The organism is Neptunicoccus cionae, assembly GCF_014643735.1.
Taxonomy (GTDB): Bacteria; Pseudomonadota; Alphaproteobacteria; order Rhodobacterales; family Rhodobacteraceae; genus Amylibacter; species Amylibacter cionae.
This window is the reverse complement of sequence record NZ_BMKA01000003.1, coordinates 467,438-493,223: the sequence shown is the minus strand read 5'-3', so window position 1 is coordinate 493,223 and position 25,786 is coordinate 467,438. Positions and strand designations below refer to the sequence as shown.

The window sequence follows — 25,786 nt, the reverse complement described above, 5'->3', positions numbered from 1 at the left end:
TCAAGCCGCCTTATCCGGCGTTGCGGGACAGGGAATCCAGTATCCGCGCCCAGCTGCGAATGCCTTTGTGGAATGACCGCAGATCGTATTTTTCATTCGGGCTGTGGATCTGGTCATCATCCTGCCCGAAGCCGATCAGCATGGATTCAGTGCCGAGGATTTTCTGGAAGTGTCCCGCAATCGGGATGGAACCGCCGCAGCCCACGTAAACTCCATCATTTTCCCACTCATCCGAAAGAGCCGTGCGTGCGGCTTCAAAGGCAGGGTGGGTGATTTCCATGTTGGATGCAGGGGCTGCGCCGTAGTCGATGAAATCCACGCTGCAATCTGCGGGCAGATGGGTGCGGATGTGATCCTGAAAAGCGGCGCGGATTTTATGGGGGTCTTGTGTGCCGACCAACCGGAAGCTGACTTTGGCGTGGGCTTGTGACGGGATTACAGTTTTGGATCCTTCGCCGGTATATCCACCCCAAATGCCGTTCACATCACAGGTCGGGCGTGACCAGATTTGTTCAATCGCAGAGCGGTCCTTTTCGCCTGCCGGAATGCTTAGCCCGACATCGCCAAGGAAGCTGTCCGCGCTCCAATCAAGGTTGCGCCACTGTTCGGCTACCTGTTGCGGCAGTTCCGGCACACCTTCGTAAAAACCGGGCAGTGTGACAGCGCCGTTTTCGTCATGCAGTGCCGCCAGCGCCTTGTTTAGCACGCGGATCGGGTTGCGGGCGGGGCCGCCAAACATGCCGGAGTGCAAATCCTTGCTTGGTCCGGTAATCGTCACCTGCTGGCCGACCAACCCGCGCAGCATCGTCACGATAGACGGTGTTTTCGGAGTAACCATGCCGGTGTCACATATCAGCGTAATGTCCGATTTCAGCTCTTCCACGTTTTCCTTCAGGAATGGCACAAGGGACGGAGATCCGGATTCTTCCTCTCCTTCAAAGAAAATTGATACCTTAACGGGAAGGGTGCCGGTAACGGCTTTCCACGCGCGGCAGGCCTCTAGGAAGGTCATCAACTGGCCTTTGTCATCGGACGATCCGCGCCCGCGAATGACTTTGCCGTTTGGCGTGTCCTCAATCGCGGGCTCAAACGGGGGATTGTCCCAAAGTTCAAGCGGATCAACGGGTTGTACGTCGTAGTGACCATAGAATGTGACGTGGATGCCGTTGCCGTCCTGATGGCCGATCACCATTGGATGACCGGGAGTCGGACGTTTGGATGCCTCAAAGCCAAGGCTCTGAAGATCTTCCACCAGCCAGTTGGCAGCCTTATCGCAATCTTGCTTGTACGCGGAATCAGTAGAGATGGACTGGATGCGCAGCAAGTCCAGCAAACGGTCCTGTGCCTTGTCCTGATCGGCATCAATATGGGCGAGAACGGAGTCGAGTGACATCATGCGGCCTTTCGGTGTTTGTATTCGGATCGGAAAAACTACACACTGTTTCCAAGCGGAGTTAAAGGGCAATTGGCGGATGATGTCTGAAATCTTGAAGCGTTTGATCAAAGTGGTTTTCGTAGGTGCGGGCGTAGCGTGTAGCACAGGGGCAGGGGCCGATCCGCTGTTCCAACAACCCATCGATTGCACCTTGGGAGACACCTGCGAAATCCAGCAGTTCATGGACCATGACACCGGCGCGGGCAGTCGCGACTTTGCCTGTGGCGGGGCCAGTTATGACGGGCATAAAGGCACCGATTTCCGCGTTTCTGTACCGATGATGGATGCAGGCGTTGCCGTTCTGGCTGCCGCGGACGGAGTGGTTACGGGCCTGCGCGATTCCATGACAGATCGTCGTATCGTCCTGCCCGAGGACCGTGAAGCGGTAGAGGGCAAGGAATGCGGTAACGGCGTCGTGTTGCGTCATGAGGATGGTTGGGAAACCCAGTATTGCCACATGAAACTCGGCTCTGTGATTGTGGAAAAGGGCCAGCAAGTCAGCGCAGGTGATCCCTTGGGCGAGGTCGGCCTGTCCGGAAAAACCCAATTTCCCCATGTCCATCTTTCGGTGCGTAAAGATGGCGTGCCAATCGACCCGTTCGCGCCGGATTATGACGAGGAAGCGTGTTCTTACAGCCCAAATGGGACGCTTTGGGAGGATCAATTTGCGCAGGCTTTTACCTATCAGCCGGTTAAGGTCGTTGACCTCGGGCTGGGGGATCGGGCGCTGGACATGCGCGATGTGGTGGACGGGCGGTGGGCCGGTTTCACTATTGAAAAGAACGCACCTCTGGTGGTTTTCGGGCTGGCGGTGAACGGGCAGGTGGGCGACCGGTTGCAACTGGTTCTGGACGGTCCCACTGGCAACATCGTGGATATTACACAGGATGGTTTAGGCAAACCGCAGGCCCAGTGGTTCGCTTTTGCTGGTAAACGCCAACCCGCAGGTGGCTGGGGGGCCGGTCGGTACCAGATGACGGTCAGAGTGCTGCGCGGGGGCGTAACCCTGCATGAACGCAGAGACACGGCCGAACTGGCACCCTGACAATTTTTTTGCCGGCCTAACCGGGTTTTACGATTCGCAGCTTGGGCACTGGCAACCGAAACTCACCCAACAGAGCGGTTAAAACGCGAATGTGCTTCTGGATGCTGTAGCCCGCCGCGCCCTCTTTACGATCGGTTTCCATCAGGGCTTCACGCCGCAGCAGGGTCTCTATCGCCAGATCGCGGGTGGGCGTGCGGCTGGTCCCTGTAATATATCGTAAATCAGAGTCCCGCCGATACTGTGCCAGACCCAAACGGGCGGCACTGATCAGAATTTTCGGTCGACGCAAATTACTTAATATTTCGTGTGATTCGAACATAATAAATTTCCTTTCCCGCCCTGCTTAACCACAGGAAAACAACCGTTGCGCGAAACAGATTTCAGCGAACTGTGGGTAAACTTCGATTTATCGTTTGGAAACAATAGATGGGTTTTGTGGATAACTTTAACTAAGTTTTCAACAATTCAACCACTAGTTAATTTATCCCTCGCTATTTCAGGGTAAGCAAAATATGGAAACTACGCGAATGCAGAGACAGTACAAACAACCAGAGACCATAAAACCACGAGGTAACCTCGAAGAAGCCGCCGCCAGTTATCTGGCCCATGTGGTTAACGGAGAGAGCATCCGCTCCATTGCACAGGGCAAAAATGTGCACCCGTCCACCATTATGCGGCGCATCCGCAAGATCGAAACCATGCGGGACGATCCGGTGTTGGACCAATACCTGAACAGCGCCGTGGTGCGCGGAAAGAAGCTCGTCGCGCCGCTTCGTCCAGCATTGGCGGGGACCGGACCCGAAGTTTTGTCTGCAGCGGAAATGACCCTGTTGCGACGCCTTGGCGAAACAGGCGCGCAACTGGTGGTGTCAAAAGGTCTGAAAAAGGCGATGGTGATGCGCACCAATCCCGATAAAACCCAAAGCCGGACCGCCGTTGTGAATGCCCATCTGGCAGGATCATCCGTGATCAAGGACTGGCTGCGCTGCGTTAAAACCGGCCGTATTTCCCTTTATGAAGTCACCGAGGCCGGCCGCGCAGCCCTGAAACGCGCCATTGCGCAGGATACGATCAAAGGCAAACCGCAGGACGAATGTAGCGAGTCGCCAAGCACCTTTAGCGAACAGCATAAGGAATGGGGGGAGCGGGTGATCCATGACCCCGATCGCGGAATGGAACGCAAACGGGTCAATCTGCGGGAAAGCCCCCTAACGGTGCTTGGGCGTAAGAAGGACCGCTTCGGCACCCCGTTCCTGAACGGAGAGCTGATCGCGGCGGGGGATCGCCTGCGAGAGGACTTTGAACTGGCGCAAATGGGGCCCCGCGTCGGGCAGAACTGGGATCGTTTTCTGACCGGCGGGCAGCGGGGGGGCTTTCGCAGCAGCAGTGGCGGGTCAAACGCTGCACAAGAACGGCTGAGCGCTGCTCTTAGTGCGCTTGGCACGGGTTTGGATGACATCGTGCTGCGCTGTTGCTGCTTTCTGGAAGGGCTGGAAGCGGCAGAGAAAAAGCTTGGCTGGTCGGCGCGCTCTGGCAAAATTGTCCTGCGTATCGCCCTGCAAAGGTTGCGGGATTACTACGATACGCAGGCCAAGGACGAGTCGCGCCTGATTGGCTAGCATTCAGGCGTCGAGGGCCTTTACAATGTGGCAAAAGTCGGATGCTTTCAAAGAGGCACCGCCCACCAGCCCGCCGTCTACATTGGGAATTCCAGCAATATCGCTGGCGTTTTTGGGGTTCATAGAGCCGCCGTAAACGATCCGCATGGCTTGCCCTTCTTCCCCGAAGCGCTTGACCAGTGCGTCACGAATAAAACCGTGGACCGCGCCGATTTCTTCCAGTGTCGGGGTTTTGCCTGTGCCAATGGCCCAAACCGGTTCATAGGCAATCACCAGTGTTTCCGACGTGGCACCATCGGGTGTGGAGCCTTGTAGTTGACGGCCAACAACGTCCAGCGTTTGACCGGCCTCCCACTGTTCCAGAGTTTCCCCGATACAGACAATAGCTGTCAGATCTGCGTTCCAAGCCGAAGTGGTTTTCGCCCGAACCTGCGCATCGGTTTCGCCATAGCTTGCACGCCGTTCGGAATGGCCAAGGATCACGTAGCTGGCCCCTGAATCGGCCAGCATTGGCGCAGAAATATCGCCCGTGTGCGCACCAGAGGTATTTGCGTGGCAATCCTGACCGCCCACTTCGATCTGCATATCATTGCTGACCTCAACCATAGGGCCGATCAGCGTGGCGGGGGGACAGATGACAATATCGCAGCGCGCATCGGGGCAGGCATCGTGCAGGGCGCGCACCTCGTCTAGTGCTTGACGCAGGCCATTCATTTTCCAATTACCGGCGGCGAGTTTTTTAGGCATGTTGTTTTGTCCCATCCCGTTAGTATTTTAGCCCGTAAACCGGACATTACGGGATCACTTACAGCATATTGAAACCGGCACCAAGGGCGCGGGGCTACATGCCCTCAAACTTGATGGATTCGCCGCAACCGCAGGCTTCGGTCACATTGGGATTATTGAACTTGAAGCCAGCTTCCAGCAAGGACACTTCATAGTCGATTTCCGTGCCAAACAGGAACATCTGGGCCATTGGCGCGATCATCACGCGGGCGCCTTCCTGTTCCACAACTTCGTCCATCGGGTCCACTTCGTCCACGTATTCCATCGTGTATTCCATGCCCGCACAGCCGCCTTTTTTCACGCCAATGCGCAGGCCTTTTTTGTCGCCCGAGGTCATCAGTTTAACGATTTGCGCTGCTGCGTTGTCGGTGATCGACACAGCTTGTTTTCCTGGAATTCCAAACATTTCAGTCTTTCGAAGCTTGTTACGGGTCTAATATAAGGGGACGTCGCGCAAAATAGAACCCCGTGGCGCAGTTCTGGGTGGCTTGGTAACGCGACTGTGCTTAATCGTCTGGGCCGTGTCAAAGGTCTCCATAGGGCGGTAACGTCTTGGTAACCATTTGAAAAATCACATAAAGCCCAGTTCAAGCCGCGCTTCGTCGGACATCATATCCATGCCCCACTGGGGTTCCCAGACCAACTGCACGTTGGCTGTTTGCACACCTGGCACTGCCATTACGGCGTCTTCAACCCAGCCCGGCATCTCTCCGGCGACCGGACAGCCCGGCGCTGTAAGGGTCATCAGAATATCCACCACGCCAGCGTCGTCGATTTCGATGGTGTAGATCAGGCCCAGATCGAAGATATTCACCGGAATTTCTGGGTCATGCACGGTGCGGCATGCCTCGGTGATGGCCTCGTGCAACGGATGGTCCGTAGTCGATGGCTTGATCAGGGGTTGACCTTCGAGGTGTTGATTTTCGGCGTTCATGACAAGGGCCTGCTGTTTAATTCCTGACGGTTCTTATATGGAATCTAAGGCGGAGTGTCCAGTTTACAAGAATGCCCGACCTGCGGCGATTTTGCGTCGCCGCTGATCTTTGCGAACTGGACACTATTATAGACTGGTTACAACGACTTACGAGTTCGGTTAGGGCGAACGCTCCGTTCGATGTGGTCCATCAACTTACCGGCCACATTGCGCTGGCTGGCTTTTTCGATGCCTTCCAGTCCCGGAGAGGAGTTCACCTCCAGCACTTTGGGTCCTTCTGAAGAGCGCAGAAGATCGACGCCCGCGAAGTTCAGTTTCATCGCCCGCGCGGCCCTGATTGCAGTCTCCCGTTCGGATTTAGTGATTTTGACGGCTTCGGCTACACCACCCTGATGCAGGTTAGAACGGAACTCTCCGGCGGCGGCCTTACGTCTGATCGCGGCAACCACTTTGCCGCCGATTACCAGACAGCGCACGTCTTCACCGGCGGCTTCCTTCACGAAATGTTGAACCAGAAAATCTGCCTTCAGCCCACGGAACGCAGAGATAACGCTTTCTGCGGCCTTTTGGGTTTCGGCCAACACAACGCCTTTGCCTTGGGTGCTTTCCAGCAGTTTCACAATTAGCGGGGTGGAACCGGCGATTGAGATCAGGTTCTTTGTGTCCTTTGGTGACGATGCAAAAGCCGTGGTCGGCGTGCCAATCTTATAGCTCGCCAGAATCTGGTGGGCATGCAGTTTGTCGCGGCTTGATGTGATCCCGTCAGACCCGTTTACACAGTAGGTGCCGATGGTTTCAAACTGACGCACTACCGCCGTTCCATAGGACGTAATAGAGGCGCCAATACGAGGGATCACCGCATCATAGCGGGGTAGGGTCTTGCCGTCATAATGGACTTCGGGTGCCGTTGTGCGGATGTTCATATAGCAGCGCGTGGTGTCGATCGTTTCGATCACATGATCGCGGGATTCTGCCTCTTCGATCAGGCGGCGAGTGGAATAGTTGTTCGGCTCTCTTGTCAAAATCGCAATTCTTAGCGGGCGTTTGGGCGCGTTTGTCAGGGATTTCTTATACAAATCGAACGAAAGCTCTGGTTGGTTAAACCCTTCCGTTGGATTGATCGTGGTGCCCGCAGGGAAAGCCTGACGCCCCAACAGCATCCGGTAGGCCATGTTCTTGCGATCTGACAGGGTGACTTCGATGGGCCAGGTCTGTTCGCCAAAACGCACATTCGTCTGGATCACGATGCGGGATTCGCGCTCGCCGTTGGAGCTGGTCACTTCGCGCTGGTCGATCACATCGGCAGAGCAGATGACCTCTATGTCGTCCCGCTCTGGAATGGGGTTGATGCCAAAGCGCACGCGGGGGCGATCCGCTGTGCCGAACTTTTCAATGTTGAACGCATGGAGCGCCGATGTGCGCGCACCTGTATCGATCTTGGCTTTCAGGGCGGGCAGACCAAGATCGGGCAGAGAGAGCCATTCCTCCCACCCCAGAATAAACGGTGTGTCGCTGTTGTTTTCTGTATCTGGCATCTGTCGTCCCCTGTCACTTTACGCTTGATTTTATGGGCCATAGCGGTAGAGGGGCGCTATGTCTAACACATTCGGTTTCACCATTTCCGCCCGCCAAGGTCGCGCCCGCACGGGTGTTGTGTCAACACCCAAAGGCGAAATTCGCACGCCTGCGTTCATGCCTGTGGGCACTGCAGCTACCGTTAAAGCGATGATGCCCGAGAACGTCCGCGCCACAGGTGCGGATATTCTGCTGGGCAATACATATCACCTGATGCTGCGTCCGGGTGCGGAACGGATTCACAATCTGGGCGGCTTGCACCGCTTTATGAACTGGGACCGTCCGATCCTGACAGACAGCGGCGGGTTTCAGGTGATGAGCCTGACAGACCTGCGCAAACTGACAGAGGAAGGCGTGAAGTTCCGAAGCCACATCGACGGGTCCGAACATAACCTGACGCCGGAACGCTCAATGGAAATCCAGAAGCTGCTGGGCAGTGATATTGTGATGTGTTTCGACGAATGCCCCGCGCTGCCTGCGGATCGCAAACGCATCGAGGAAAGCATGCAGTTGTCGATGCGTTGGGCGCAACGTTCGCGGGATGCGTTCGGGGATCGTCCGGGCTATGCCTTGTTTGGCATTCAGCAAGGCGGGCTTGAAGAAGATTTGCGCGCCCAAAGCGCCGAGGCTCTGCGCGGCATCGAATTTGACGGCTACGCCATTGGCGGTCTGGCTGTCGGCGAAGGGCAGGAGGCAATGTTTGGCTGTCTGGACTATGCGCCGGGCCAACTGCCCGAAGATAAACCCCGCTATCTTATGGGGGTCGGCAAGCCTGATGACATCGTTGGCGCAGTTCAGCGCGGGGTGGATATGTTTGATTGCGTGCTGCCCAGCCGTTCGGGACGTACAGGTCAGGCGCAAACCCGTATGGGGGCGATCAATCTGCGCAATGCGCGCCATAAGGATGATCCGCGCCCGCTGGATGTGGAATGTACCTGTCCGGCCTGTGCAAATTATTCCCGCGCCTATCTGCACCATGTGATCAAATCACAGGAAATCATCGGCTCCATGCTGCTGACATGGCACAACCTGCATTATTATCAGGAACTCATGGCCGGTCTGCGCGGTGCAATCGCCGATGGAACGCTGGATGATTTCGTGGCCCGTTTCCATGCGCGGCGCGCGCAGGGTGATATTGAAATTCTTTAGTGGGGCAGGGCGCCGTCCTAATTCGCGTCAGCGTCAAATATCTGGCGCAGCAGTCCGGCATCTGCGACCATGAAGACCACCAGATCAAAGGGGTCTGCAGATTTAATGGCGAGTTTCGTGTCCGAAATCTCTAGAAGGTCGCTGATCGCAAATGTTCCTTGCTCCACCATTCCCATCTGCCAGTCCGGCAGACGGCGGGTAGACAGGGTGCCCTCGTCGAGGACTTCGATACCCTTGTGGCGCCAGTCTTTCTCAAGCCGGTGCAAAAGGTCATCGATCTTGTCTTTTGGGCCTTCCAGATATTGTACGAAATTATCCTGCTCGCGGTGAAGGAAGCCGGTAATGTCATCCCGTTTGTTGCAACGATAGCTGGAAATGAGGATGGAATCGTGTTCGCTAGAGTTGCGTGGAATCAGGGCCGAACTTTGGTAAATGAGATAGTGCAATGGGGTCTTCCTTGTGTCGCAACGTGGATAATTCACTGTGTGCGGGTCGGAAAATGGCAGATCTGTTCTAAATACTAGGCAGTGCTGCGTCCTGCTGCAATAGGAAGCTTTGGGAAACGGAGTTTTTCGCGCCTGCGTACTTGCACGCCTATCCACATCACGTCAGTATGGTTTCCAATAAATTCGGCGGTGCTTGACGATCATGCTATCAGATACCACATACTAAGACCGAGAACAGAAGAAGCGGTGTGTTGCTGGTGATCCGGGGCCTGATGCTTCTTGCTAATTAAAGGACGATAAAATGACCAACGCGAGCAGCGTTTCTTACCCAGTACTCCCCTTGCGCGACATTGTGGTGTTTCCCCACATGATCGTTCCGCTTTTCGTGGGACGTGAAAAATCCGTTCGCGCGCTCGAAGCGGTGATGGCTGACAACAAGGAAATCCTTTTGTCCAGTCAGATCGACCCGTCCGAGGACGAGCCGAGTGAAGACAGCATTTACGAAACCGGCGTTCTCGCCACGGTTCTGCAATTGCTCAAATTGCCCGATGGCACCGTTAAAGTTCTGGTCGAAGGCCGGGAGCGGGTGCGCATCACAGAGTATCTGGATAACCCCGATTATTTTGAGGCCAACGCGGATATTCTTGATGAATCCGTACGCGAGCCTGAATCCCTTGAGGCGCTCGGCAACGCAGTTGCCAAAGAATTCGACCGTTACGCCAAGCTGAACAAAAACGTTCCCGAAGAAGCCCTGAGCGCTGCCGCCGAAAGCGATAGCCCTGCCAAGCTGGTAGATACCATTGCGGGCCATCTGAACGTGCGCGTCGATCAAAAGCAGGAACTGCTGGAAGAGCTGGACCTGTCCGAACGGCTGGAGAAAGTCTTTGGCCTGATGCAGGGCGAGATGTCTGTTCTCAAGGTTGAGAAAAAGATCAAATCCCGCGTCAAAAACCAGATGGAACGCACCCAGCGTGAATACTATCTGAACGAACAGATGAAGGCGATCCAGCAAGAGCTGGGCGACGGCGAACAGGGCGGCGACGAATTGGCCGAACTGGAAGGCCGCATCGCAGAGACTAAGCTGTCCAAAGAGGCCAAAGAAAAGGCCGAGGGTGAGCTGAAAAAACTGAAACAGATGTCCCCGATGTCTGCCGAAGCCACTGTTGTGCGCAACTATCTCGACTGGATGCTGTCGATCCCGTGGGGCGTTAAATCCCGCGTGAAGAAAGACCTGAACAAAGCACAGGACGTGCTCGATGCGGATCACTACGGTCTGGAGAAGGTCAAAGAACGCATCGTTGAATATCTTGCCGTGCAACAGCGCAGTGCGAAGCTGAAAGGCCCGATCCTGTGTCTCGTTGGCCCTCCGGGCGTTGGTAAAACCTCGCTGGGTAAATCTGTGGCGAAGGCGACAGGGCGTGAATTTATCCGTATTTCCCTTGGTGGCGTGCGCGATGAAAGCGAAATTCGTGGCCACCGTCGGACCTATATCGGGTCTATGCCGGGCAAGATTATTCAGGCGATGAAAAAGGCGAAAACCACCAACCCGCTGATCCTGCTCGATGAAATCGACAAGATGGGTCAGGACTTCCGCGGTGATCCGGCCTCTGCCATGCTTGAAGTGCTTGATCCAGAGCAAAACGCCAGCTTCACCGACCACTATATGGAAGTGGAATATGACCTCTCTAATGTCATGTTCCTGACCACGGCGAACAGCTATAACATGCCGGGGCCGCTTCTGGACCGGATGGAGATTATTCCGCTGTCCGGCTACACCGAGGACGAAAAGACCGAGATTGCTAAGCAGCACCTGATCAGCAAACAGATCAAGAACCACGGTCTGCGCAAGGGTGAATTTGAAGTCGAAGAGCCTGCGCTGCTGGACATCGTGCGCACTTACACCCGCGAAGCGGGCGTGCGTAATCTGGAGCGGGAACTGGCCAAACTGTGCCGCAAGGCGCTGACCAAGATCGTCAAAGGTGCCGAAAAGGCCGTTGTAGTGACCAAGGACAATCTGGAAGAGTTTCTGGGCGTCAAACGGTTCAAATACGGTCTGGCCGAAGAAGAGGATCAGGTGGGTGTTGTTACCGGTCTGGCCTGGACTTCTGTTGGTGGCGAATTGCTGTCGATTGAGGCGCTTAAATTGCCCGGTAAGGGGCGGATGAAGACCACGGGTAAGCTGGGCGATGTGATGAAAGAAAGCATCGACGCCGCCAGTTCCTTTGTGCGCTCTGTCAGCCCTGAAGTTGGCGTGAAACCGACCGAGTTTGAGAAAATCGACATCCACGTTCACGTCCCTGAAGGCGCAACACCGAAAGACGGTCCGTCTGCGGGTGTTGGCATGGTAACGTCCATCGTGTCAGTTCTGACGCAGATTCCGGTGCGCAAGGACATCGCCATGACAGGCGAGGTGACTTTGCGCGGCAATGTGTTGCCGATTGGCGGGTTGAAAGAGAAACTTCTTGCGGCGTTGCGGGGCGGGATCAAAACCGTTCTCATCCCCAAAGACAACGAGAAAGATCTGCCGGAAATCCCTGACAACGTTAAGGCAGGGCTGGAGATCATTCCGGTCAGCACCGTGCGCGAAGTGCTTAAACATGCACTGGTGCGTGCACCCGAAGCGATTGAATGGGATGAAGCCGCCGAAGAGGCAGCAGCCGCTGCCGCGCTGAAATCTGCATCCGGCGGGGACAAACCAACCGTCGCCCACTAAGCGGGCCGCACATCTGAAAACTATCTGGCGCCACATCCATGTTTATGGTTGTGGCGCTGGTGTTTTGGCCCAATACTTCCCCTGAACCTGACTGAAATCACAACGTAAAGAGGCACCAGCGTGGCTACTTCGACGACATCGACTACCAACCTGACCGACGCGATTGAGACTGACGAGAGCGAATCCGTAACCGTGGTAGAAACCGTGGCCGAAGCCGCAGAGTTTGACGGGAAGATTCGCAAGAAAGACATCTACGACCACGTGACCGTAGCCACCGGCATGCGCAAACGCGAAGTCCGCGAAGCTGTCGATGCGACTTTGGCCTATTTCCACAAATGCCTGAGCGAAGGCCACGACCTGCAAATACCGCCCTTGGGTAAAATCCGCAGTATCGAACGGGGCGAGGGTGAAAATGCCAAGCTAATTCATAAGGTTATGCTGCAAAAACCGAAGTCTGAGAAAAAAGATGACGAGGAAGGTAATTCTTCTCTTGCAGACCCCGGAAACGCCGACTAAAAGGCCGCTATCGGGTCGTTAGCTCAGTTGGTAGAGCGCTTCGTTTACACCGAAGATGTCGGGAGTTCGAGCCTCTCACGACCCACCATAAAAAACAGCTACTTAGCTGTTTTTTGCGAAGTTCTTGCTAGTTCGCTGAACCTGTCGATGTTCAAAATCTCTGCTGCGTCAGCCAAATGCTCCGGCATATAGCGGGCGTATGTCTTGTAAGTGATGGCTGTATTCGAGTGCCCGAGGTATTGGGATACGGCCTCGATTGGCTGGCCCGCGCTCAGCATCTTCACAGCCACAGTGTGACGAATCTGGTGGATGTTTACGCCAACCATGTTCGCGCGCCGCAAGGCAGCATAATAACCAGTCTTCATAGATTTGATTGGCTTGCCATTATATTCGACCACCCAATTTGTTTGCCGAGAATCGTAGGCAGTCTGTAGTGCGGCTCGGGCCATGCGATTCATCGGCACCACAGCACGGCCCTTGCGTGTCACGCCGTCGCTCTTACGCAGGTCAATAACGCCGCGCTCAAAATCCATCTTATCCCATGTTCTGTCCAGGATAGAGCCGACCCGACCACCCGTGGTGAGCAAAAGGATCACGGCTAATCTGATGTGAGGGGCGAGGCAATTATCGATGATACGCACGATTTGTGTGTCCGTTAGGGGCCGGACATCCGAATCTGGCTTCGGCGGTAATTCAATGAATGGTACTCTGTCTATTAAGTTTGTTTTCCCAGCCCATTTTAGGGCACTGCGAAGGTGCCCAAGTTCTGTATGTGCCGAACCAATCTTTCGGCCTGCTGCTAATCGTTGTCTTAGATATCCACGGCAATCATCCACCGTGATCTGGTCAGGCCGTAACTCACCGAAGTGTAGTAATACAGCTTTACCCGTCCATCCCATGGTCTTTGCGGTTGGCTTGGTCCCAAGATGATAGATGTAGGTTTCCCATATGCGGGCCACAGTAAGTCCGTTTGTAGGCTGGGATTCTTTTAGATATCTGTCCCTACCTTCGCTCTCGGCCTCCGCTCTGGTGCGTGCCTTAAGTTGATATCGCTTACGTTTTCCGGACGGCTTCTCATCCCAATAGACACAGTATCCGCCACGGAGACGTCCGATGTTGACTTGCATTGTTCTACTTCCTCTACAGCGGTGGCTGGAATTCTATAAAGATGGCCGAGCCTAAAATGAACGAGTTCGTTCCGTAAACACATATTCCGGACGGTGGTTGCACTTACATCCCATCTTTTAGCGAGGGATTCTGGGGTGAATGGTTTTGTCATAGCTATTTGTCCAACTTAGTTCCGTGCTCTTGCGATATGCCCGCGCCACATGTCGAAATCTGTGCACAGAGCGTGGAATTTGTTTTGTGCTGATCGTTCATTATTCAACTGACTGCGGCTGGTGATGCCACAACAGTCGCGCAGAAATTGTGCTGTCGCACTTGGACTGAATTGTTGACTTGGCAGGCCGCAGCGAGTGGCTGCAAACCGCTGGAACCGATCGTCGTTGCACAACATCCCTGCTTGCTGGGCGCAAGATAGATCGTTGAAGCGGCGCCGTGGCTCGGTGCTCTTGTGTTTCGATGTGATCATTGCAAAACCCGCCGCTGTGGCTGGGGGCCGCTGTCGATTGTTGGCAAAGGCTCCCCTGCGATTTCCAGCATGCAATGGGCTGCCTTGCACCAATTACGGACCACGGCTTGCTTGTTTTCGCCTTGTGCGAAGACATTGTAGACGGTGATGGCCAGCGTTGCGTCAGCTGTCCAACAGCCTTGCTGGATCGGATCTATGATCTGCCCGCCAGTTTCAATCGCGGTGTTGGCCAGAAAGTCCCAGCGCTCGGTGGGCGTATCTTTCTGTTCAATGCGATCGAGAAGGTCTCGGACGATAGTGAAGAGGGGGAGCTGGGTCATGTCGGTTCACCTGTAAGTTCGAATAGAACAGCCGTTGCTGCCCGCTTGCCGACCCGTCTCGCGAGGTTCTGAGTAACCATGTAGTTGGCCGTGGTGCAGCGGGATGCGCTTGCAGGGCCGACCGTTCTGGCGATGTCTTTGCTGGTGAAGGGGCCACCGCGCCACTGCGCGATGAATTGCTCTGCCCGTTCTTGATTGCAGCTTTTGAACTTGAACGTGTTGATGGGGGCCGACGGCATTTTGTGGCGTGGCCTGTGCCCTTCGGCCTTGGCCAACTCAAGCATGCGATTGATCATAAGTCACCGCCTTGTCGGTCGAAGGCCGCTAGTAGTTTGTCAAAGACTCCGCTGTCAGCAATGGCTGCCAGAAAGGGCAGGGAGCAGGTGGAAAAGATAAGAGCCATCATTGCGCCACCTGTGAATGGCTGGCGGCGTACTGGCGCTGGAATTGATCCCAACGCTGTTGCGTCATGAGGTGATCTGTCGGTGTCCCGAGATAATTTAATACTTGCACGGCGTCTTGAATGATCTGGATCGGATGTTCGCAAGGATTTGCCAGGACGATCCGTGCATTTGACAGCGCGCGCAGGGTGGAAATGTTCCGGGTGCGTATGCGTTCATAGCCCTTTGCAGAGCTGGGATGAATAAGGATGATTGCAGTCATGTTGATGCCTCCGTTTTGCAGAAGAGGTATTAGGTATAAAAAACTATGTCAATAAATTTGTAGGTTTATTTACCTATAACGAGTTTCCTTACATTACCTATTCGGAGCATTTTCCGGTAAATAAATAAATTGTACGGCTACCATCGGATCAATTTAGAGTTGTCGATTTTGGGATCATAAAAGCGCCTAAAATATATTCAATTATCCTTGTCTTGAGAATTTGTTCACTTTATGTTCCCGTGATGAGCATTGAAATTTATGATATCTCGGCCGGCGAAATTATTCGTTATCTTCAGTTGATTCTTGATTCAGCTTCGCAGCTTGAACAGTCAGAGCTCGTCCATATCCTAGTAACTCGTGGCGCAAGGCAGGCGGTAATTGAGATATTAGGCGAACAATCTCTAGTTCTTCTTCTGTCTGAGCATGAGACATAAATTCCTCTAGCGTCGTTCCGAGTGCTGAGCAGATCTTCCGCATTGTCGAGACTCTAGGACTGCGGTTCTGGTCGAACATTTGGCGGATAGCACTGTTCGAAAGCTCTGCCTTAACTGCAAGGTTTGATACAGTGAGCTCTGGATCAGCGGCAATTACTGCATCCAGCTTTAAGAGGAAGGGTTCTGTTATAGGTAGTTTAGCCATGTAGTTATTTTGAACTATTTCTTCTGGATCCGCATTGGGTATAAATTGCTTGACCGACTTAGGTATAAAAACCTATCTGTTGGACATGGAAGAATTTATTCGTGAAATAGAAGCCTATGCAAATGCCGTTGGGAAGCGTCCAGGAACGGTCGTTCAAGACGCGAAGTGCGGCGGCGGTCGTACCTGGGCAAGGTGGAAGCTTGGGGACAGTTCCCCGACTTTGGCAATTGTGGATCGCATTCGTGCGTATATGTCTGTTAATCAGCCAAACAGTTCTCAAAAAGAAGACGCGGCGTGAAGGGTGATTATGTATCCCGATGCGGTCTGCCTTCATTTTCTAAAACAAAAGGGGCCGCGCAATGACTGCGGCCCCTTCTGCCCTTTCGACTGTCCATTCCAATGCTCTGTCCCACTCACAAGGACAGCATAGGAGTAAACAGTTGGAAAAGTCTTTCAGAAAAAAATCACATAAAAACAGTAACTTGGATCGGCACACAGTGGATGCGGACCTTGCATGGGTTGGCAAAGCACTGTGGCGGGCCTTGCCTGAAGCGCAGTCAGAAAACGATTTGTGCGAGTTGGCTGCCCAGGTGCTGAGCACGGCCGACCACACCGTTACCCCGCGCACAGTGAAGAACTGGGTGCGCGGGGATAATACACCGCATTTTCGTTACATCCGCTCCATTTTGGTGATGGCGGGGGCTGAAGCGGTGTTCAACCTGATCGACGCGGAGGCAGCATGATCTTTGGGGGCAAAGTGTTCTGGCGCATAGCTGGAAGATTTTATCATAAGCGGTCGCAGCGCAGTCTGCGGCTGCATGGATTGTTTAAAGAGCGATCGGAAAAGTTTTTCCAACGGGTCAAGGGGCAGGGGTGATGGCGGTGATTATCCTTAGGGCGCCCGCAAAACGCGGTCTTCATTGGCAGGCCGAAGCAAGGAGGCGCTCCCATGAGCCATAAAGCAACAAACTGGCTGGCAAGCCTATGTGCGCGTCAGATCGGGGCCAGCGAGTTCAGGGTGCTGTTCCACTTGTGTGATTGCCACAACCCGTCGCAGGGATGTTTCCCGACGCAGGCCTACCTTCTGGAGGCCACGGGGGTGTCAAACGGGACGCTGAACAATGCGTTGAATGCGCTCGAAGGCAAGGGCTTGATCCGCCGGCACCGGGCTTGGGACAAGCGCTCGAAACGGCAAAAACCGACGCGCTATATTCTGGGTTTTGAGTTCGACAAATCAGGTGACCCGTCTCCAAAAACTGGAGACGGAAAACCCAAAAAGCCGTCTCCAAAATCTGGAGACGGAGCCGTCTCCAATTTAGGGGGTGACCCGTCTCCAATTTGGAGGGGGAGCCGTCTCCAGCCCACTGGAGAGGTAACCTGTAAAGAACCTGTAATTAACCAGCGCGGGGCGCGCGGGAAGCCGTTTTTCACGGCAGATGAGCGGTTCGAGGCAAAGCAGATTTCTGATTACATTCGAGGCGGTGGGGCGGTCAACGGGCAGCGCATTCCAAGGCGAGTGGCGGAATGTTTGATGGCGGAAGAATTGATTGATGCGGCAGTGGCAAAACACATCGGTTTGAGCTGAGAAAAGGGACAGTGGTGATGGAAACGGCAGAGCAGACAGAGACGGGTGCGGCGCGGGTGAAGCGGGTGGTGCTGGAGCCTTTGGCGGAATTGGGTTTGGCACGACCTGCGGGCATGTCGGCGGCGTTGTTCGAAAAAGCCCAAAGCGGGTTTGCGAACAATCTTGGGTATATGTCCGAAGAGGGCTTGCTGAGTTTGCGCCTGTCGATCGAGGGCAATCTGCTGGGGAAAAACAAAAACCGCTGGATGGATCCCGCCACGGTTTATGCCTGGGCCCGCTCGATCGAGCCGGAGCCGGCAACCGAGCCCGAACTGGTGTTGTCTTTTCTGCGCAGTCGGGCCGGCGAGGAAGCGCTGCGGGGCGGTTACGCGGCTGAGTTGCGCAAATATCTCACCAAATACCGCCGTCCGCCGCTGCCGAACTTTCTGCACCGTCTCGGTGTTGAAGCTGAGGCAAACCAAAGCCGCGTGGTGCGCATTGAAGAAAACCGCGCCTGCGGGCGGGCGCGCCCCGAAGAGTTGAATTGGCTCAAATCTTATCGGAATGCCCAGTCGATCGCCAAAGGCCTCGTTGAAGAGGGTATCAGCAAAAGGGCCGAGCCATGAACATGCGCGTGCAGATCAACGGCGGCGGTGTTGCACAGTCCAATGGCAAAAAGCAGGTCAGCATCCGGCAACTGGTGGAATGGGCCTTCCAGCGCGAATTTGCCCAAATTGATTTTGACAGCGAGCGGCGTTTTGGGGCGGAGCCTGCGCCGTCCTTCGGGATGGAATATCTGCTGCTGGAACGCGCACGGGTCGGGTGCAGCATCGATGGCGGCGGTCGGTCGGAGCCCCATCACGATGCCGAACTGGTCTCGGCGGCGCTGTCGGTTCTGCCGGTGGCGCGGGGCGGGCGGTCCATGGCGGTGCAGATTGCCGAGCTGGCGCGAGTGGGGGCGGTGCCCGATTATATGCCGCGGGCGAAGCCCCATGTGGAACCTGTGGAATGGCGTAGCCATTGGCGGGGGGATTTTGCCAAGACTGTGAAACTTCGTCGAGAAACCTACACCGTGTCAAACAGAATGCGGGCGGTGGATGTCTACTGGTGCCCGATCCGCTATGTGAACTCTGCTGCTGAAGTGGCGGCGGCACGGCGGAATTATCTGGACTGGTGGGCGGCGCTTGATGTGCTGCGGTATACGTTCCAGGCGGGGCGGGATTTGATTGCTTATGAGGTGACGGATGCCATGCCGACACTGATGCCGTGGAAAAAAACGTGTTGACCACAAACTAGGAAGCTTGCCATAAAGCACGTGACCGAAGTGCGCCCGCTGGAGAGTTCCAGACGGGCGCTTTCATTTTTGGACTTCCAATTCACCAACGACACCGCGACCGCACTCGGCTGGGCCTTTAGGCTTAGCTGAGTGCGTATCGGTGTCTGGGGATCAAAACTCACATGCTGCAAATGTCCATTGATACCCGTGCGATTGAGCGCCGGCTGACCCGCCTTGCCACATCCCAGCTGCCTTTTGCGGTGGCGCTGGGGATCAATGATGTGACGGGGCAGATCGCGGCAGCCGAGCGGGACGCAATGGGGCGGGATCTCGATCGCCCGACGCCGTTCACACAACGCGGCCTGACTGTTGATCGCGCCTCCAAGCGCAAACTTACGGGCGTTGTGGGGTTCAAACCTATCCAGGCAGAGTATCTGGCCACCCAAGCGAGTGGAGGTAAGAGGCGCGCAAAGAAACGGGCGGTGCTGGTGCCCGTGGGGTTGCGGGTGAACAAATACGGCAACCTGCCAAAGAATGCGATCAAACGCGCGCTTGCCCGGCCCGATACCTTCTCGGGCAAGGTGCGTGGCGTGGCGGGGATTTATCAGCGGCCAAAAGGCGGCGCCCGGCGGGGGCGGCGGGGTGTCGGTGCTGGCGCAAACACCAAAGGGCTGAAGCTCTTGGTGGCCTATAAAGCCAGCGTATCTTATGCGCCGCGCCTGAAGTTTGTGCCGCGCGCCCATCGGCTGGCGGATAGAGAGATCGGCCCTGCGATTGCAAAACGTCTGCGGCTGGCTGTTCAAACCGCGCGGTGAGGATGGCCGCAAAGCTTTTGGGTCCTTCCGGGCCCCGGGTGTCACGGGGGTAATTCGCGCCCCGTGCGTTTTGTGTGTTTGGGAATTTTTTGAGGGGAAGATTAGGGTTGGTGTTGTTGTTGTGCAGACGCCCTAACGGAAAGGGCGATCATGACACCTGCATCTCCTGAACCTCTGCTGAACCGCGGGCAGATTGCCCAGTGTTTTAACGTCTCGGAAAACACCATCAACAAATGGGTCTCCAAGGGCATGCCGGTGGAGACCGAAGGCGGCAATGGGGTCGCCTATGAGTTCCGGTTTTCCGAGTGCGAGCTGTGGTTCAAAGAAGCCCAGCAGGCAGCGGCGGCTGAGAAAGCGGCGGCCAATGAATTTGTCGCCCAACGCCGCATGGAGTTCTTGGGCGTTGAAAAAACCGATGCGCGGGCGGGGTTTACGCCGGCGCAAATGCGCGAGCTGGCGCAGGCCGAGCTGGTCTGGATGCAGGCGGCAAAACAGCGGGGCGCTTTGGTACCCACAGATGAAATGGTCGAGCTGCTCGATACGGTCTTCTCGGAAATGCGCGCGGGTCTCGATGGGTTGCCCGATTGGCTGGAGCGGGAGTTCTCGCTGAGCGGGGAAGGGGTTGCGGCGGTGATCAAATACAACGACGGGATTCTGCGCGCGGTGCAGCATGCCATCAAAGAGGCGGCGCTCGCGGGCGAGTTGGATGCGGATGATCCGCTGGACTCCGGATTCTTGTGATGGTGACGCTTCCCGATCGACAAGCGGGGGAAATCCCCGAACTGCCGCCGATGCCCCCCCATGCCAGTGCGGCCAGTGTTCTGGTCCAGGCGCTGCCGTCCTTGTCGCCTGCCACGCGGATGGGGGTGGTGGACGCGGCCGAGGCCAATATGAAGGTGAATGCCAACGGGCGGTGGGCGGATTTTGATCGCAACACCACGCCCTATATGAATGAGCCAAGCGATATGACCAACTCGCGGCTCTACCGAGAAGTGATCTTTGCCGGGCCCGCGCGGGCGGGCAAAACCGTGATGCTGCTGGCCACCGTGAGTCACCTCATCGTGTGCGATCCGGGAATCTGCCGGATTGTGCACATGACAGAGAACAGTGGCGAGCAATGGGTTGATGAAGAGCTGATGCCGATGATCGAGAACAGTCCCGAGCTGTCCAGGCGGCAGGGTCGGGGGCGTTCTGATCGCAATATCCTGAGCAAGAAGTTCATTGGCGGGGCCAAAGTTCTGATCGGCGCACCGACAAAGAACTTCCTGTCGGGCAATACCACGCGGGTGGTGTTGTTTACCGATATCGATCGGATGGCGCTCAACATCGGCAAAGAGGGCTCGCCTTTTGCCATGGGCGCGAAACGCACAGAGACTTTGGGCTCGCGGGGTATGACGGTGGCGGAAGCCTCGCCAGGTCATGTGATCACCGATCCGGGCTGGCGCGCGAAGACGCCTCATGAGGCACCGCCCTGTGCGGGAATTCTGGATCTCTACAATGGCGGCACACGGGGCCGCTGGTATTGGGATTGCCCCGAATGTGGCGAAGCCTTTGAACCGCGGTTTGAACGGCTGCGCTATGATAAGACCCTGTCTCCGGCTGAGGCAGGGGCGGCGGCTTATATGCTCTGCCCGCATCATGGCTGTGTGATCGAGCACAGCCAGAAGATTGCCCTGAACCGCGCCGGCTACTGGCTCCACGAAACCCCTGAGGGTGGGCTGGCGCGCTTGGACAGCGGCGACGTGCTCAAATCCGATCGGGTGAGTTATCACCTGAATGGCGCGGCGGCGTCTTTTGCGTCTTGGGCCCGTCTGGTCAGCAAATACGAAACCGCGCTGCAATCTTATAAAAACGGCGGCGATGAAAGCCCGCTGCAGGTGACGATCAACACCGATCAGGGGATGCCCTATTTGCCCCGCGCCATGAGCGACGAAGGCGCGCTGACGGTGGAAGGGCTGCGGGCTTTGTGTCAGCCGCTTGCCCAGAAGATTGCGCCAGAGTGGGCGCGGTTCCTGATCGCCTCGGTGGATGTACAGGCGCATTATTTTGAGGTGCAGATCACGGCGTTTGGTTTGGATGGCCGGCGCGCGATTATCGATCGCTATCCGATCAAAGACGCCCCGGAAAGCGCACCGGGGGCCGCGGGGCGGTTGCTGGAGCCTCATACCTATATCGAGGATTGGGATGCGCTGCTGCCGATCCTGGAGACGGTCTATCCGGTTCAGGGGCAAGATTACGGGTTGCGGGTGATGGCGCTGGCCTGCGACTTCCACGGCAAGCCCGGGGTATCTGATCGGGCCACGGCCTTCTGGCAGAAACGGCGCAAACTCGGCGAGGTCTCAAAGTGGTTCTTTGTACGGGGGCATGGCGGCTTCAAAGTGGAAGGGCGGCAATGGTACCGCGCGCCGCTTCGGGCCAGTGATGGCAAGCCGGCGCGGGATATCAAGCTGCTGAATATCGCCACGGACAAACACAAAGACACAACCTTTGCCAGCCTGTCGCGCCCGGATGGCGGGGCGGGGGCGCTGATCCTCGGGCAGTGGATGTCGGATGATCAGCTGAAAGAGTTCACCGCAGAGATGCGCAGCGACAAAGGTTGGGTGAGACGGCCCAATATGCCGCGCAATGAAAGCATCGATCTGAGCGGATATGCCCAAGCCTTGGCCGAGCACAAAGGTCTTTTGAAACTGGACCCGAGCAATCCCAGACCCTGGGCCCTTGGTGGTTTGGAAAACACCTATGCGGTGGCGATTGCGGATCCGTCTCGAGGCGAAGCGCCACAGATTGCAACTGTCGCCCGCATCGACCCTGTTGAACAGAAGCGCAAATCGCCCCGGCGGATTGCATATTTGGATTGAGACTTATGGCAAACTACACAGAAGCGGATCTTGTAAAAATCAAAGCCATGATTGCGGGTGGGCTGACCCAAGCAATGATTGCGGGCGAGATGGTGCAATATCGCCCTCTGGCGGAGATGCAGAAGATCCAGCGGTTGATCGAGGCGGATCTAGTGGCCGCGGCAAAGCCCGCATTTCCGGTGCGCTATGCATCCACGGATCGAGGGCTTTAGGATATGAAACAATTCTCGAACGCCACGATGTTTGACCGCGCAGTTCTGGCGGTCTCGCCCCTTCGAGGGCTGAACCGGATTGAAGCACGGGCCAAAGCCAACATCCTGATGAACTATGACGCGGGCGGCAACGGTCGGCGTCTAAAAAGCTGGAAGAGGCCCGGCACGGATGCGGATGCGGCGAGCGGTCTGCGGGGGACCATCCGCCAGCGGTCACGGGATATGATCCGCAATGCGCCCTTTGCCAAACGGGCCCAATCGGTGGTCACCAACAATGTGGTTGGCTCTGGCATTGCGCCCTCAATCACGGCCAAAAGCAAAAAGGCCAAAGCGGCCGCAGAGGCGGTGATCTTGCCCTATTTGCAATCAACGGATCTGGATGCGCAGCGGGCGCTTGATCTGGCCTCGATGCAAACGGTGGTCTGCAACAGTGTGTTTGAAAGTGGCGAAGTGCTGGTGCTGCGCCGCACCTTGTCGCCGGGGGATGGGCGTGCCTTGCCGCTGGCGATCGAATTGCTGGAGATCGATCATCTTAACACTACGGTTTTGACCTGTGGCTCCAATGAGGTGCGCGATGGGATTGAGGTGAATGAGCAGGGCATTGCGGTGGCCTATCATATTTATGCGCAGCACCCGGGCGCGGCAACGCGGCGGATCACCCGCAAAACCACCCGTGTGCCGGCGGCGGATGTGCTGCATATCCGGCGGATTGATCGCCCGGGCCAAATGCGGGGCGTGCCTTGGTTGGCCCCCGTGATGCTGACCCTCGGGGAAATGCGCGATTATCAAGAGGCGCAAATTCTCAAGCAAAAGATATCAGCCTTGTTAGCGGGGGTGGTTGAGGCGGGTGATGACGGGGTGCCTAAAGATCACTCGGGGTTAGATGGTCTATCACCCGGGGCGTTTGTTTACACGGAGGCAGGTCAGAAGGTCACCTTCACGGATCCGCCATTGGTGAATGATTATGACGGGGTGATGCGCCTGGGGCTGAGCGCCGTCGCGATGGGGATCGGGATCACCTATGAAAGCCTCTCCGGAGATTTGCGGGGCACAAACTTCACTTCGTTCCGCGCCGGGCGGCTGGAAATGGATAAGAACATCGAGACCTGGCAGCAGCAGGTTTTGATTACACAGTTTTGCAAAGGAGTCGGGCGCTGGGTTTTGGATGCCTTCCGGCTCACAAACAGTCGGGCGGTCGCAGCCGTGGGGATTGATTGGACAGCCCAGGCACGTGCGCTGGTGGATCCCAACAAAGAAATTCCCTCGATCGTAAAGCGCATCGATGGGAAATTGACCAGCTTGCAGCGGGAACAACGTCGCCTTGGGCTTGATCCGGATGTGATTGCCCGCGAGCGGGCGGAAGATGAGGCGCGTTATCCCGCGCCGGAGGCCCCTGCGCCTGAATCAACCGCTCCGAAACCCGCAGCAGACCCTCCCGCACCCGAAGATACCGCCCCGAAACCTAATGGAAAGGAGGTTCCTGATGAGCCTAAGACTTAAAGCCGGAGAGCTTCGGCTGTTCGGCACAATTGTAAAAGACGAGTATATTTGGCCCGAGGATACGGGCTTTTTTTCTGCGCAAATGGTGCTGGACGCGCTGGCAGAGACGCCCGGCGATGTGACGCTTTATGTGAACTCGGATGGCGGGATGCCCTCGGAAGGGGAAGCGATCCGCGCGGCCCTTGAGGCGCATCCTGGCAGAGTCACTGTGAAAGTCACCGGCAATGCCCATTCGGCGGCCTCGCTGATGATCATGTCAGCGGATCATATTGAAATGTCTGCGGGCTCTTTGATGCTGATCCATGATCCTTCGGTCTATGCCAGTGGCAACGCAGCCGAGTTGACGGCGGCGGCCGCTGAACTGGATGTGATGGCCGATGCCTATGCCACGGTTTACGCGGCCCGTGCTGGCATCAGCTTGGAAGAGGCCCGCGCGATCATGAAGGCGGAAACCATGCTGGGCGCGGAGGCGGCGGTTGAAGCTGGCTTTGCCGATGCGGTGACCCGCTTGCCTGAAATGCAAAAAGCCCAATCTCCCGGCGATCGGACGGCTGCTTTGGCGGCGATCACCGTTGCCATGAGCCGCGCTCGAGAAGCGCAGATGAAATTTGAGGCGGCAGATGACCCACGCCTCGAAGCTGGTGAAAGCCAAACAACCGGCCAAGAGGCCAATGAAACCAATGGAGATCCCATGCCAAATAAAAATGTAACCCCGCCTGTTGTTGCGACCCCAGTTGTTGCGGCCGCGCCTGTTCAAACCCCTGCACCTGCGGCTGTGTCCGCACCAGGTGCGGATCCTGTCATGCAGGCCAACCAATCCGATGCGGTTGCGGCCGATCGTCTGCGGATCAAAACCATCCGGATGAACGCCAAGCCCTTCAGTGCCCATATCAGCGAAGCCGAGATTGACCGTATGTGTGATGAGGGCACCAGCGTGGCGGAAGCCAATCAGGTGATTATGAATGCTGCGGCGGCGGCGCAACCGCGCACCTCGCGGGTGGACATCACGCGCGATGAAACCGACACAAAATTGGAAGGGATGATCGGGGCACTGATGCACCGCGCCAATCCGCGGATGCATGCGCTGGAAGGCCCGGCCGAAGCCTTCAAAGGTCTGCGGGTGAAGTCTCTTGCCATGCATCTGGCGGCGGTGGGACGCGGCTTTAATGACATTGAGACAGTGCGTGCTGGTCTGCGCGGCACGTCGCTGATGTCGGGTGCCCTGGGTGTGTCGGACTTTGCCTATATCACCACGGAAGTGATGAACCGGACCCTGCGCGCTGCTTATGAACACCGCGCCGCGACCTGGCAGATGATCTCGCGGATGCGCACGGCGACCGATTTCCGTGAATTGCATTCCATTGCGGCGGGCGGGGACTTCCAGCTGAAGCCTGTGGGCGAGAATGGGGAATACCTGCAATCCAGCATCACCGATGAAGGGCAGGGTCTGCGGTTGGCTAAATACGGGCGCAACATCAACCTGACCTTTGAGGCGATCATCAACGATGACATGGGCGTGTTTGAACGTCTGCCGGGGGACTTTGCCCGTGCGGCGGGTGTGCTGGAAAGCAAGATCGCCTGGGGCGCGATCCGTGACAATGCCAAAGTCGGGGATGGCATCGCGTTGTTCCATGCGGATCATAAAAACCTCGGGGCCTCGGGTGCCATTGCGGTGACCACCGTCGGGGACGGGCGCGCGGCCATGTATCACCAACGGCCAGCGGGTTCGAAAGATGCCGATGACTTTATCTCTGTGACACCGGATCTGTTGTTTGTGCCGCCTGCGCTTGAAACAGTTGCAGGCCAGTTTGTTGCCCAAGCTACGCCGACCAAAATGGCGGATGCTAATCCGTTTAATGGCACCATGCGCCCTGTCGTGGAGGCGTCTTTGTCTGCGGCGGCGGGTGGATCGGACAGTCGCTGGTATCTCTTTGCCTCGGATCTGCCGGTGCTCGAGCATGCCTTCCTCGATGGCTATGAAGCGCCAACGGTGATGACCAAAGAGGGGATGAACCCCGACGGTGTGAACATGGTAGCGCGTCATATCTTTGCGGCCACACCTGTTGAATTCCGTGGTGCCTATCGCCGCGGCTAAACCAGACGGCCAACTGAGGCCGAAACCCTAACTTG

General features: G+C 56.4%; 28 protein-coding genes and 1 tRNA gene. 17 read left to right on the top strand and 12 right to left on the bottom strand.

Going from position 1 to position 25,786, the window contains the following annotated elements; all coding sequences use genetic code 11:
* Nucleotides 1–10 precede the first annotated feature (10 nt).
* On the bottom strand, nucleotides 11–1,393 hold the full coding sequence (locus tag IEX10_RS13295; RefSeq protein ID WP_188676471.1) for a M20/M25/M40 family metallo-hydrolase: 1,383 nt from the start codon (nucleotides 1,391–1,393) through the stop codon (nucleotides 11–13).
* 79 nt (nucleotides 1,394–1,472) lie between these two features.
* On the opposite strand from IEX10_RS13295, the gene IEX10_RS13290 reads away from it, so the two are divergent.
* Nucleotides 1,473–2,480 carry a M23 family metallopeptidase gene (locus tag IEX10_RS13290; RefSeq protein WP_229678551.1) on the top strand — a complete coding sequence of 336 codons (1,008 nt, stop codon included), beginning with the start codon at nucleotides 1,473–1,475 and terminating at the stop codon, nucleotides 2,478–2,480.
* A gap of 16 nt (nucleotides 2,481–2,496) precedes the next feature.
* On the opposite strand, the gene IEX10_RS13285 is transcribed toward IEX10_RS13290, so the two are convergent.
* A complete protein-coding gene (locus tag IEX10_RS13285) occupies nucleotides 2,497–2,799 on the bottom strand; it encodes a DUF6477 family protein (RefSeq protein WP_188676096.1) in 303 nt (100 codons plus the stop codon).
* Nucleotides 2,800–3,007: 208 nt separating this feature from the next.
* On the opposite strand from IEX10_RS13285, the gene IEX10_RS13280 reads away from it, so the two are divergent.
* Nucleotides 3,008–4,099, top strand: a complete 1,092-nt coding sequence (locus IEX10_RS13280) for a DUF6456 domain-containing protein (RefSeq protein WP_229678550.1) — start codon at nucleotides 3,008–3,010, stop codon at nucleotides 4,097–4,099.
* A 3-nt stretch (nucleotides 4,100–4,102) separates the two neighbouring features.
* Here IEX10_RS13280 and tpiA read toward each other — a convergent pair whose 3' ends face one another.
* The 4 genes from tpiA to rimK form a co-directional block, all read right to left on the bottom strand.
* Entirely contained in the window at nucleotides 4,103–4,846 is a 744-nt protein-coding gene (tpiA, locus tag IEX10_RS13275; protein WP_188676094.1) for a triose-phosphate isomerase, read from the bottom strand.
* Between the two features lie 94 nt (nucleotides 4,847–4,940).
* Nucleotides 4,941–5,291, bottom strand: coding sequence for a HesB/IscA family protein (locus IEX10_RS13270; protein WP_188676092.1), 351 nt, complete (start codon nucleotides 5,289–5,291; stop codon nucleotides 4,941–4,943).
* A gap of 165 nt (nucleotides 5,292–5,456) precedes the next feature.
* Nucleotides 5,457–5,819 carry an SUF system Fe-S cluster assembly protein gene (locus IEX10_RS13265; RefSeq protein WP_188676090.1) on the bottom strand — a complete coding sequence of 121 codons (363 nt, stop codon included), beginning with the start codon at nucleotides 5,817–5,819 and terminating at the stop codon, nucleotides 5,457–5,459.
* A 137-nt stretch (nucleotides 5,820–5,956) separates the two neighbouring features.
* The gene (gene rimK / locus IEX10_RS13260; RefSeq protein ID WP_188676087.1) at nucleotides 5,957–7,354 is read right to left on the bottom strand and encodes a 30S ribosomal protein S6--L-glutamate ligase; all 1,398 of its coding nucleotides are present in this window, start codon (nucleotides 7,352–7,354) and stop codon (nucleotides 5,957–5,959) included.
* Between the two features lie 58 nt (nucleotides 7,355–7,412).
* On the opposite strand from rimK, the gene tgt reads away from it, so the two are divergent.
* Nucleotides 7,413–8,543, top strand: a complete 1,131-nt coding sequence (tgt, locus tag IEX10_RS13255; protein WP_188676084.1) for a tRNA guanosine(34) transglycosylase Tgt — start codon at nucleotides 7,413–7,415, stop codon at nucleotides 8,541–8,543.
* A 17-nt stretch (nucleotides 8,544–8,560) separates the two neighbouring features.
* Here tgt and IEX10_RS13250 read toward each other — a convergent pair whose 3' ends face one another.
* Nucleotides 8,561–8,989 carry a BLUF domain-containing protein gene (locus IEX10_RS13250; RefSeq protein ID WP_188676081.1) on the bottom strand — a complete coding sequence of 143 codons (429 nt, stop codon included), beginning with the start codon at nucleotides 8,987–8,989 and terminating at the stop codon, nucleotides 8,561–8,563.
* A 301-nt stretch (nucleotides 8,990–9,290) separates the two neighbouring features.
* Here IEX10_RS13250 and lon point away from each other — a divergent pair, with 301 nt between their 5' ends.
* The 3 genes from lon (at nucleotide 9,291) to IEX10_RS13235 (ending at nucleotide 12,306) form a co-directional block, all read left to right on the top strand.
* Nucleotides 9,291–11,702 carry an endopeptidase La gene (gene lon / locus IEX10_RS13245; protein ID WP_188676079.1) on the top strand — a complete coding sequence of 804 codons (2,412 nt, stop codon included), beginning with the start codon at nucleotides 9,291–9,293 and terminating at the stop codon, nucleotides 11,700–11,702.
* Nucleotides 11,703–11,822: 120 nt separating this feature from the next.
* Nucleotides 11,823–12,218 carry an HU family DNA-binding protein gene (locus IEX10_RS13240; protein ID WP_188676076.1) on the top strand — a complete coding sequence of 132 codons (396 nt, stop codon included), beginning with the start codon at nucleotides 11,823–11,825 and terminating at the stop codon, nucleotides 12,216–12,218.
* Nucleotides 12,219–12,230: 12 nt separating this feature from the next.
* Nucleotides 12,231–12,306: transfer RNA gene (locus IEX10_RS13235), tRNA-Val, on the top strand.
* 10 nt (nucleotides 12,307–12,316) lie between these two features.
* On the opposite strand, the gene IEX10_RS20000 is transcribed toward IEX10_RS13235, so the two are convergent.
* The 5 genes from IEX10_RS20000 to IEX10_RS13210 all read right to left on the bottom strand — a co-directional run bounded on the left by IEX10_RS20000 (nucleotide 12,317) and on the right by IEX10_RS13210 (nucleotide 15,431).
* Complete coding sequence (locus IEX10_RS20000) at nucleotides 12,317–13,117, bottom strand: tyrosine-type recombinase/integrase (protein ID WP_268237048.1); 801 nt, start codon at nucleotides 13,115–13,117, stop codon at nucleotides 12,317–12,319.
* Nucleotides 13,118–13,805: 688 nt separating this feature from the next.
* On the bottom strand, nucleotides 13,806–14,129 hold the full coding sequence (locus tag IEX10_RS13225; RefSeq protein ID WP_188676069.1) for a hypothetical protein: 324 nt from the start codon (nucleotides 14,127–14,129) through the stop codon (nucleotides 13,806–13,808).
* Nucleotides 14,126–14,425, bottom strand: a complete 300-nt coding sequence (locus IEX10_RS13220) for a hypothetical protein (protein WP_188676066.1) — start codon at nucleotides 14,423–14,425, stop codon at nucleotides 14,126–14,128. Before IEX10_RS13220 ends, IEX10_RS13225 begins: the two co-directional genes overlap by 4 nt.
* 106 nt (nucleotides 14,426–14,531) lie before the next feature.
* Nucleotides 14,532–14,792 carry a hypothetical protein gene (locus IEX10_RS13215; RefSeq protein WP_188676063.1) on the bottom strand — a complete coding sequence of 87 codons (261 nt, stop codon included), beginning with the start codon at nucleotides 14,790–14,792 and terminating at the stop codon, nucleotides 14,532–14,534.
* A gap of 279 nt (nucleotides 14,793–15,071) precedes the next feature.
* A complete protein-coding gene (locus tag IEX10_RS13210) occupies nucleotides 15,072–15,431 on the bottom strand; it encodes a helix-turn-helix domain-containing protein (RefSeq protein ID WP_188676060.1) in 360 nt (119 codons plus the stop codon).
* Between the two features lie 49 nt (nucleotides 15,432–15,480).
* Here IEX10_RS13210 and IEX10_RS13205 point away from each other — a divergent pair, with 49 nt between their 5' ends.
* From IEX10_RS13205 to IEX10_RS13155, 11 genes are all read left to right on the top strand, one after another.
* Complete coding sequence (locus IEX10_RS13205; protein ID WP_229678548.1) at nucleotides 15,481–15,729, top strand: XRE family transcriptional regulator; 249 nt, start codon at nucleotides 15,481–15,483, stop codon at nucleotides 15,727–15,729.
* Nucleotides 15,730–15,871: 142 nt separating this feature from the next.
* On the top strand, nucleotides 15,872–16,174 hold the full coding sequence (locus IEX10_RS13200; protein WP_188676057.1) for a hypothetical protein: 303 nt from the start codon (nucleotides 15,872–15,874) through the stop codon (nucleotides 16,172–16,174).
* A 206-nt stretch (nucleotides 16,175–16,380) separates the two neighbouring features.
* The gene (locus IEX10_RS13195) at nucleotides 16,381–17,016 is read left to right on the top strand and encodes a helix-turn-helix domain-containing protein (RefSeq protein WP_188676054.1); all 636 of its coding nucleotides are present in this window, start codon (nucleotides 16,381–16,383) and stop codon (nucleotides 17,014–17,016) included.
* A gap of 56 nt (nucleotides 17,017–17,072) precedes the next feature.
* Complete coding sequence (locus IEX10_RS13190; RefSeq protein ID WP_188676051.1) at nucleotides 17,073–17,621, top strand: hypothetical protein; 549 nt, start codon at nucleotides 17,073–17,075, stop codon at nucleotides 17,619–17,621.
* On the top strand, nucleotides 17,618–18,280 hold the full coding sequence (locus tag IEX10_RS13185; RefSeq protein ID WP_188676048.1) for a hypothetical protein: 663 nt from the start codon (nucleotides 17,618–17,620) through the stop codon (nucleotides 18,278–18,280). Before IEX10_RS13190 ends, IEX10_RS13185 begins: the two co-directional genes overlap by 4 nt.
* A gap of 173 nt (nucleotides 18,281–18,453) precedes the next feature.
* Nucleotides 18,454–19,086, top strand: coding sequence for a hypothetical protein (locus IEX10_RS13180; protein WP_188676044.1), 633 nt, complete (start codon nucleotides 18,454–18,456; stop codon nucleotides 19,084–19,086).
* Nucleotides 19,087–19,236: 150 nt separating this feature from the next.
* Entirely contained in the window at nucleotides 19,237–19,827 is a 591-nt protein-coding gene (locus IEX10_RS13175; RefSeq protein WP_188676041.1) for a DUF1441 family protein, read from the top strand.
* Entirely contained in the window at nucleotides 19,827–21,944 is a 2,118-nt protein-coding gene (locus IEX10_RS13170) for a phage terminase large subunit family protein (RefSeq protein ID WP_188676039.1), read from the top strand. Before IEX10_RS13175 ends, IEX10_RS13170 begins: the two co-directional genes overlap by 1 nt.
* A 5-nt stretch (nucleotides 21,945–21,949) precedes the next feature.
* On the top strand, nucleotides 21,950–22,156 hold the full coding sequence (locus tag IEX10_RS13165; RefSeq protein ID WP_188676037.1) for a phage head-tail joining protein: 207 nt from the start codon (nucleotides 21,950–21,952) through the stop codon (nucleotides 22,154–22,156).
* A 3-nt stretch (nucleotides 22,157–22,159) separates the two neighbouring features.
* Nucleotides 22,160–23,656 (top strand): phage portal protein, encoded by a 1,497-nt coding sequence (locus tag IEX10_RS13160; protein ID WP_188676035.1) that lies wholly within the window; start codon nucleotides 22,160–22,162, stop codon nucleotides 23,654–23,656.
* Entirely contained in the window at nucleotides 23,640–25,751 is a 2,112-nt protein-coding gene (locus IEX10_RS13155) for a head maturation protease, ClpP-related (RefSeq protein ID WP_188676033.1), read from the top strand. Before IEX10_RS13160 ends, IEX10_RS13155 begins: the two co-directional genes overlap by 17 nt.
* Nucleotides 25,752–25,786 lie beyond the last annotated feature (35 nt).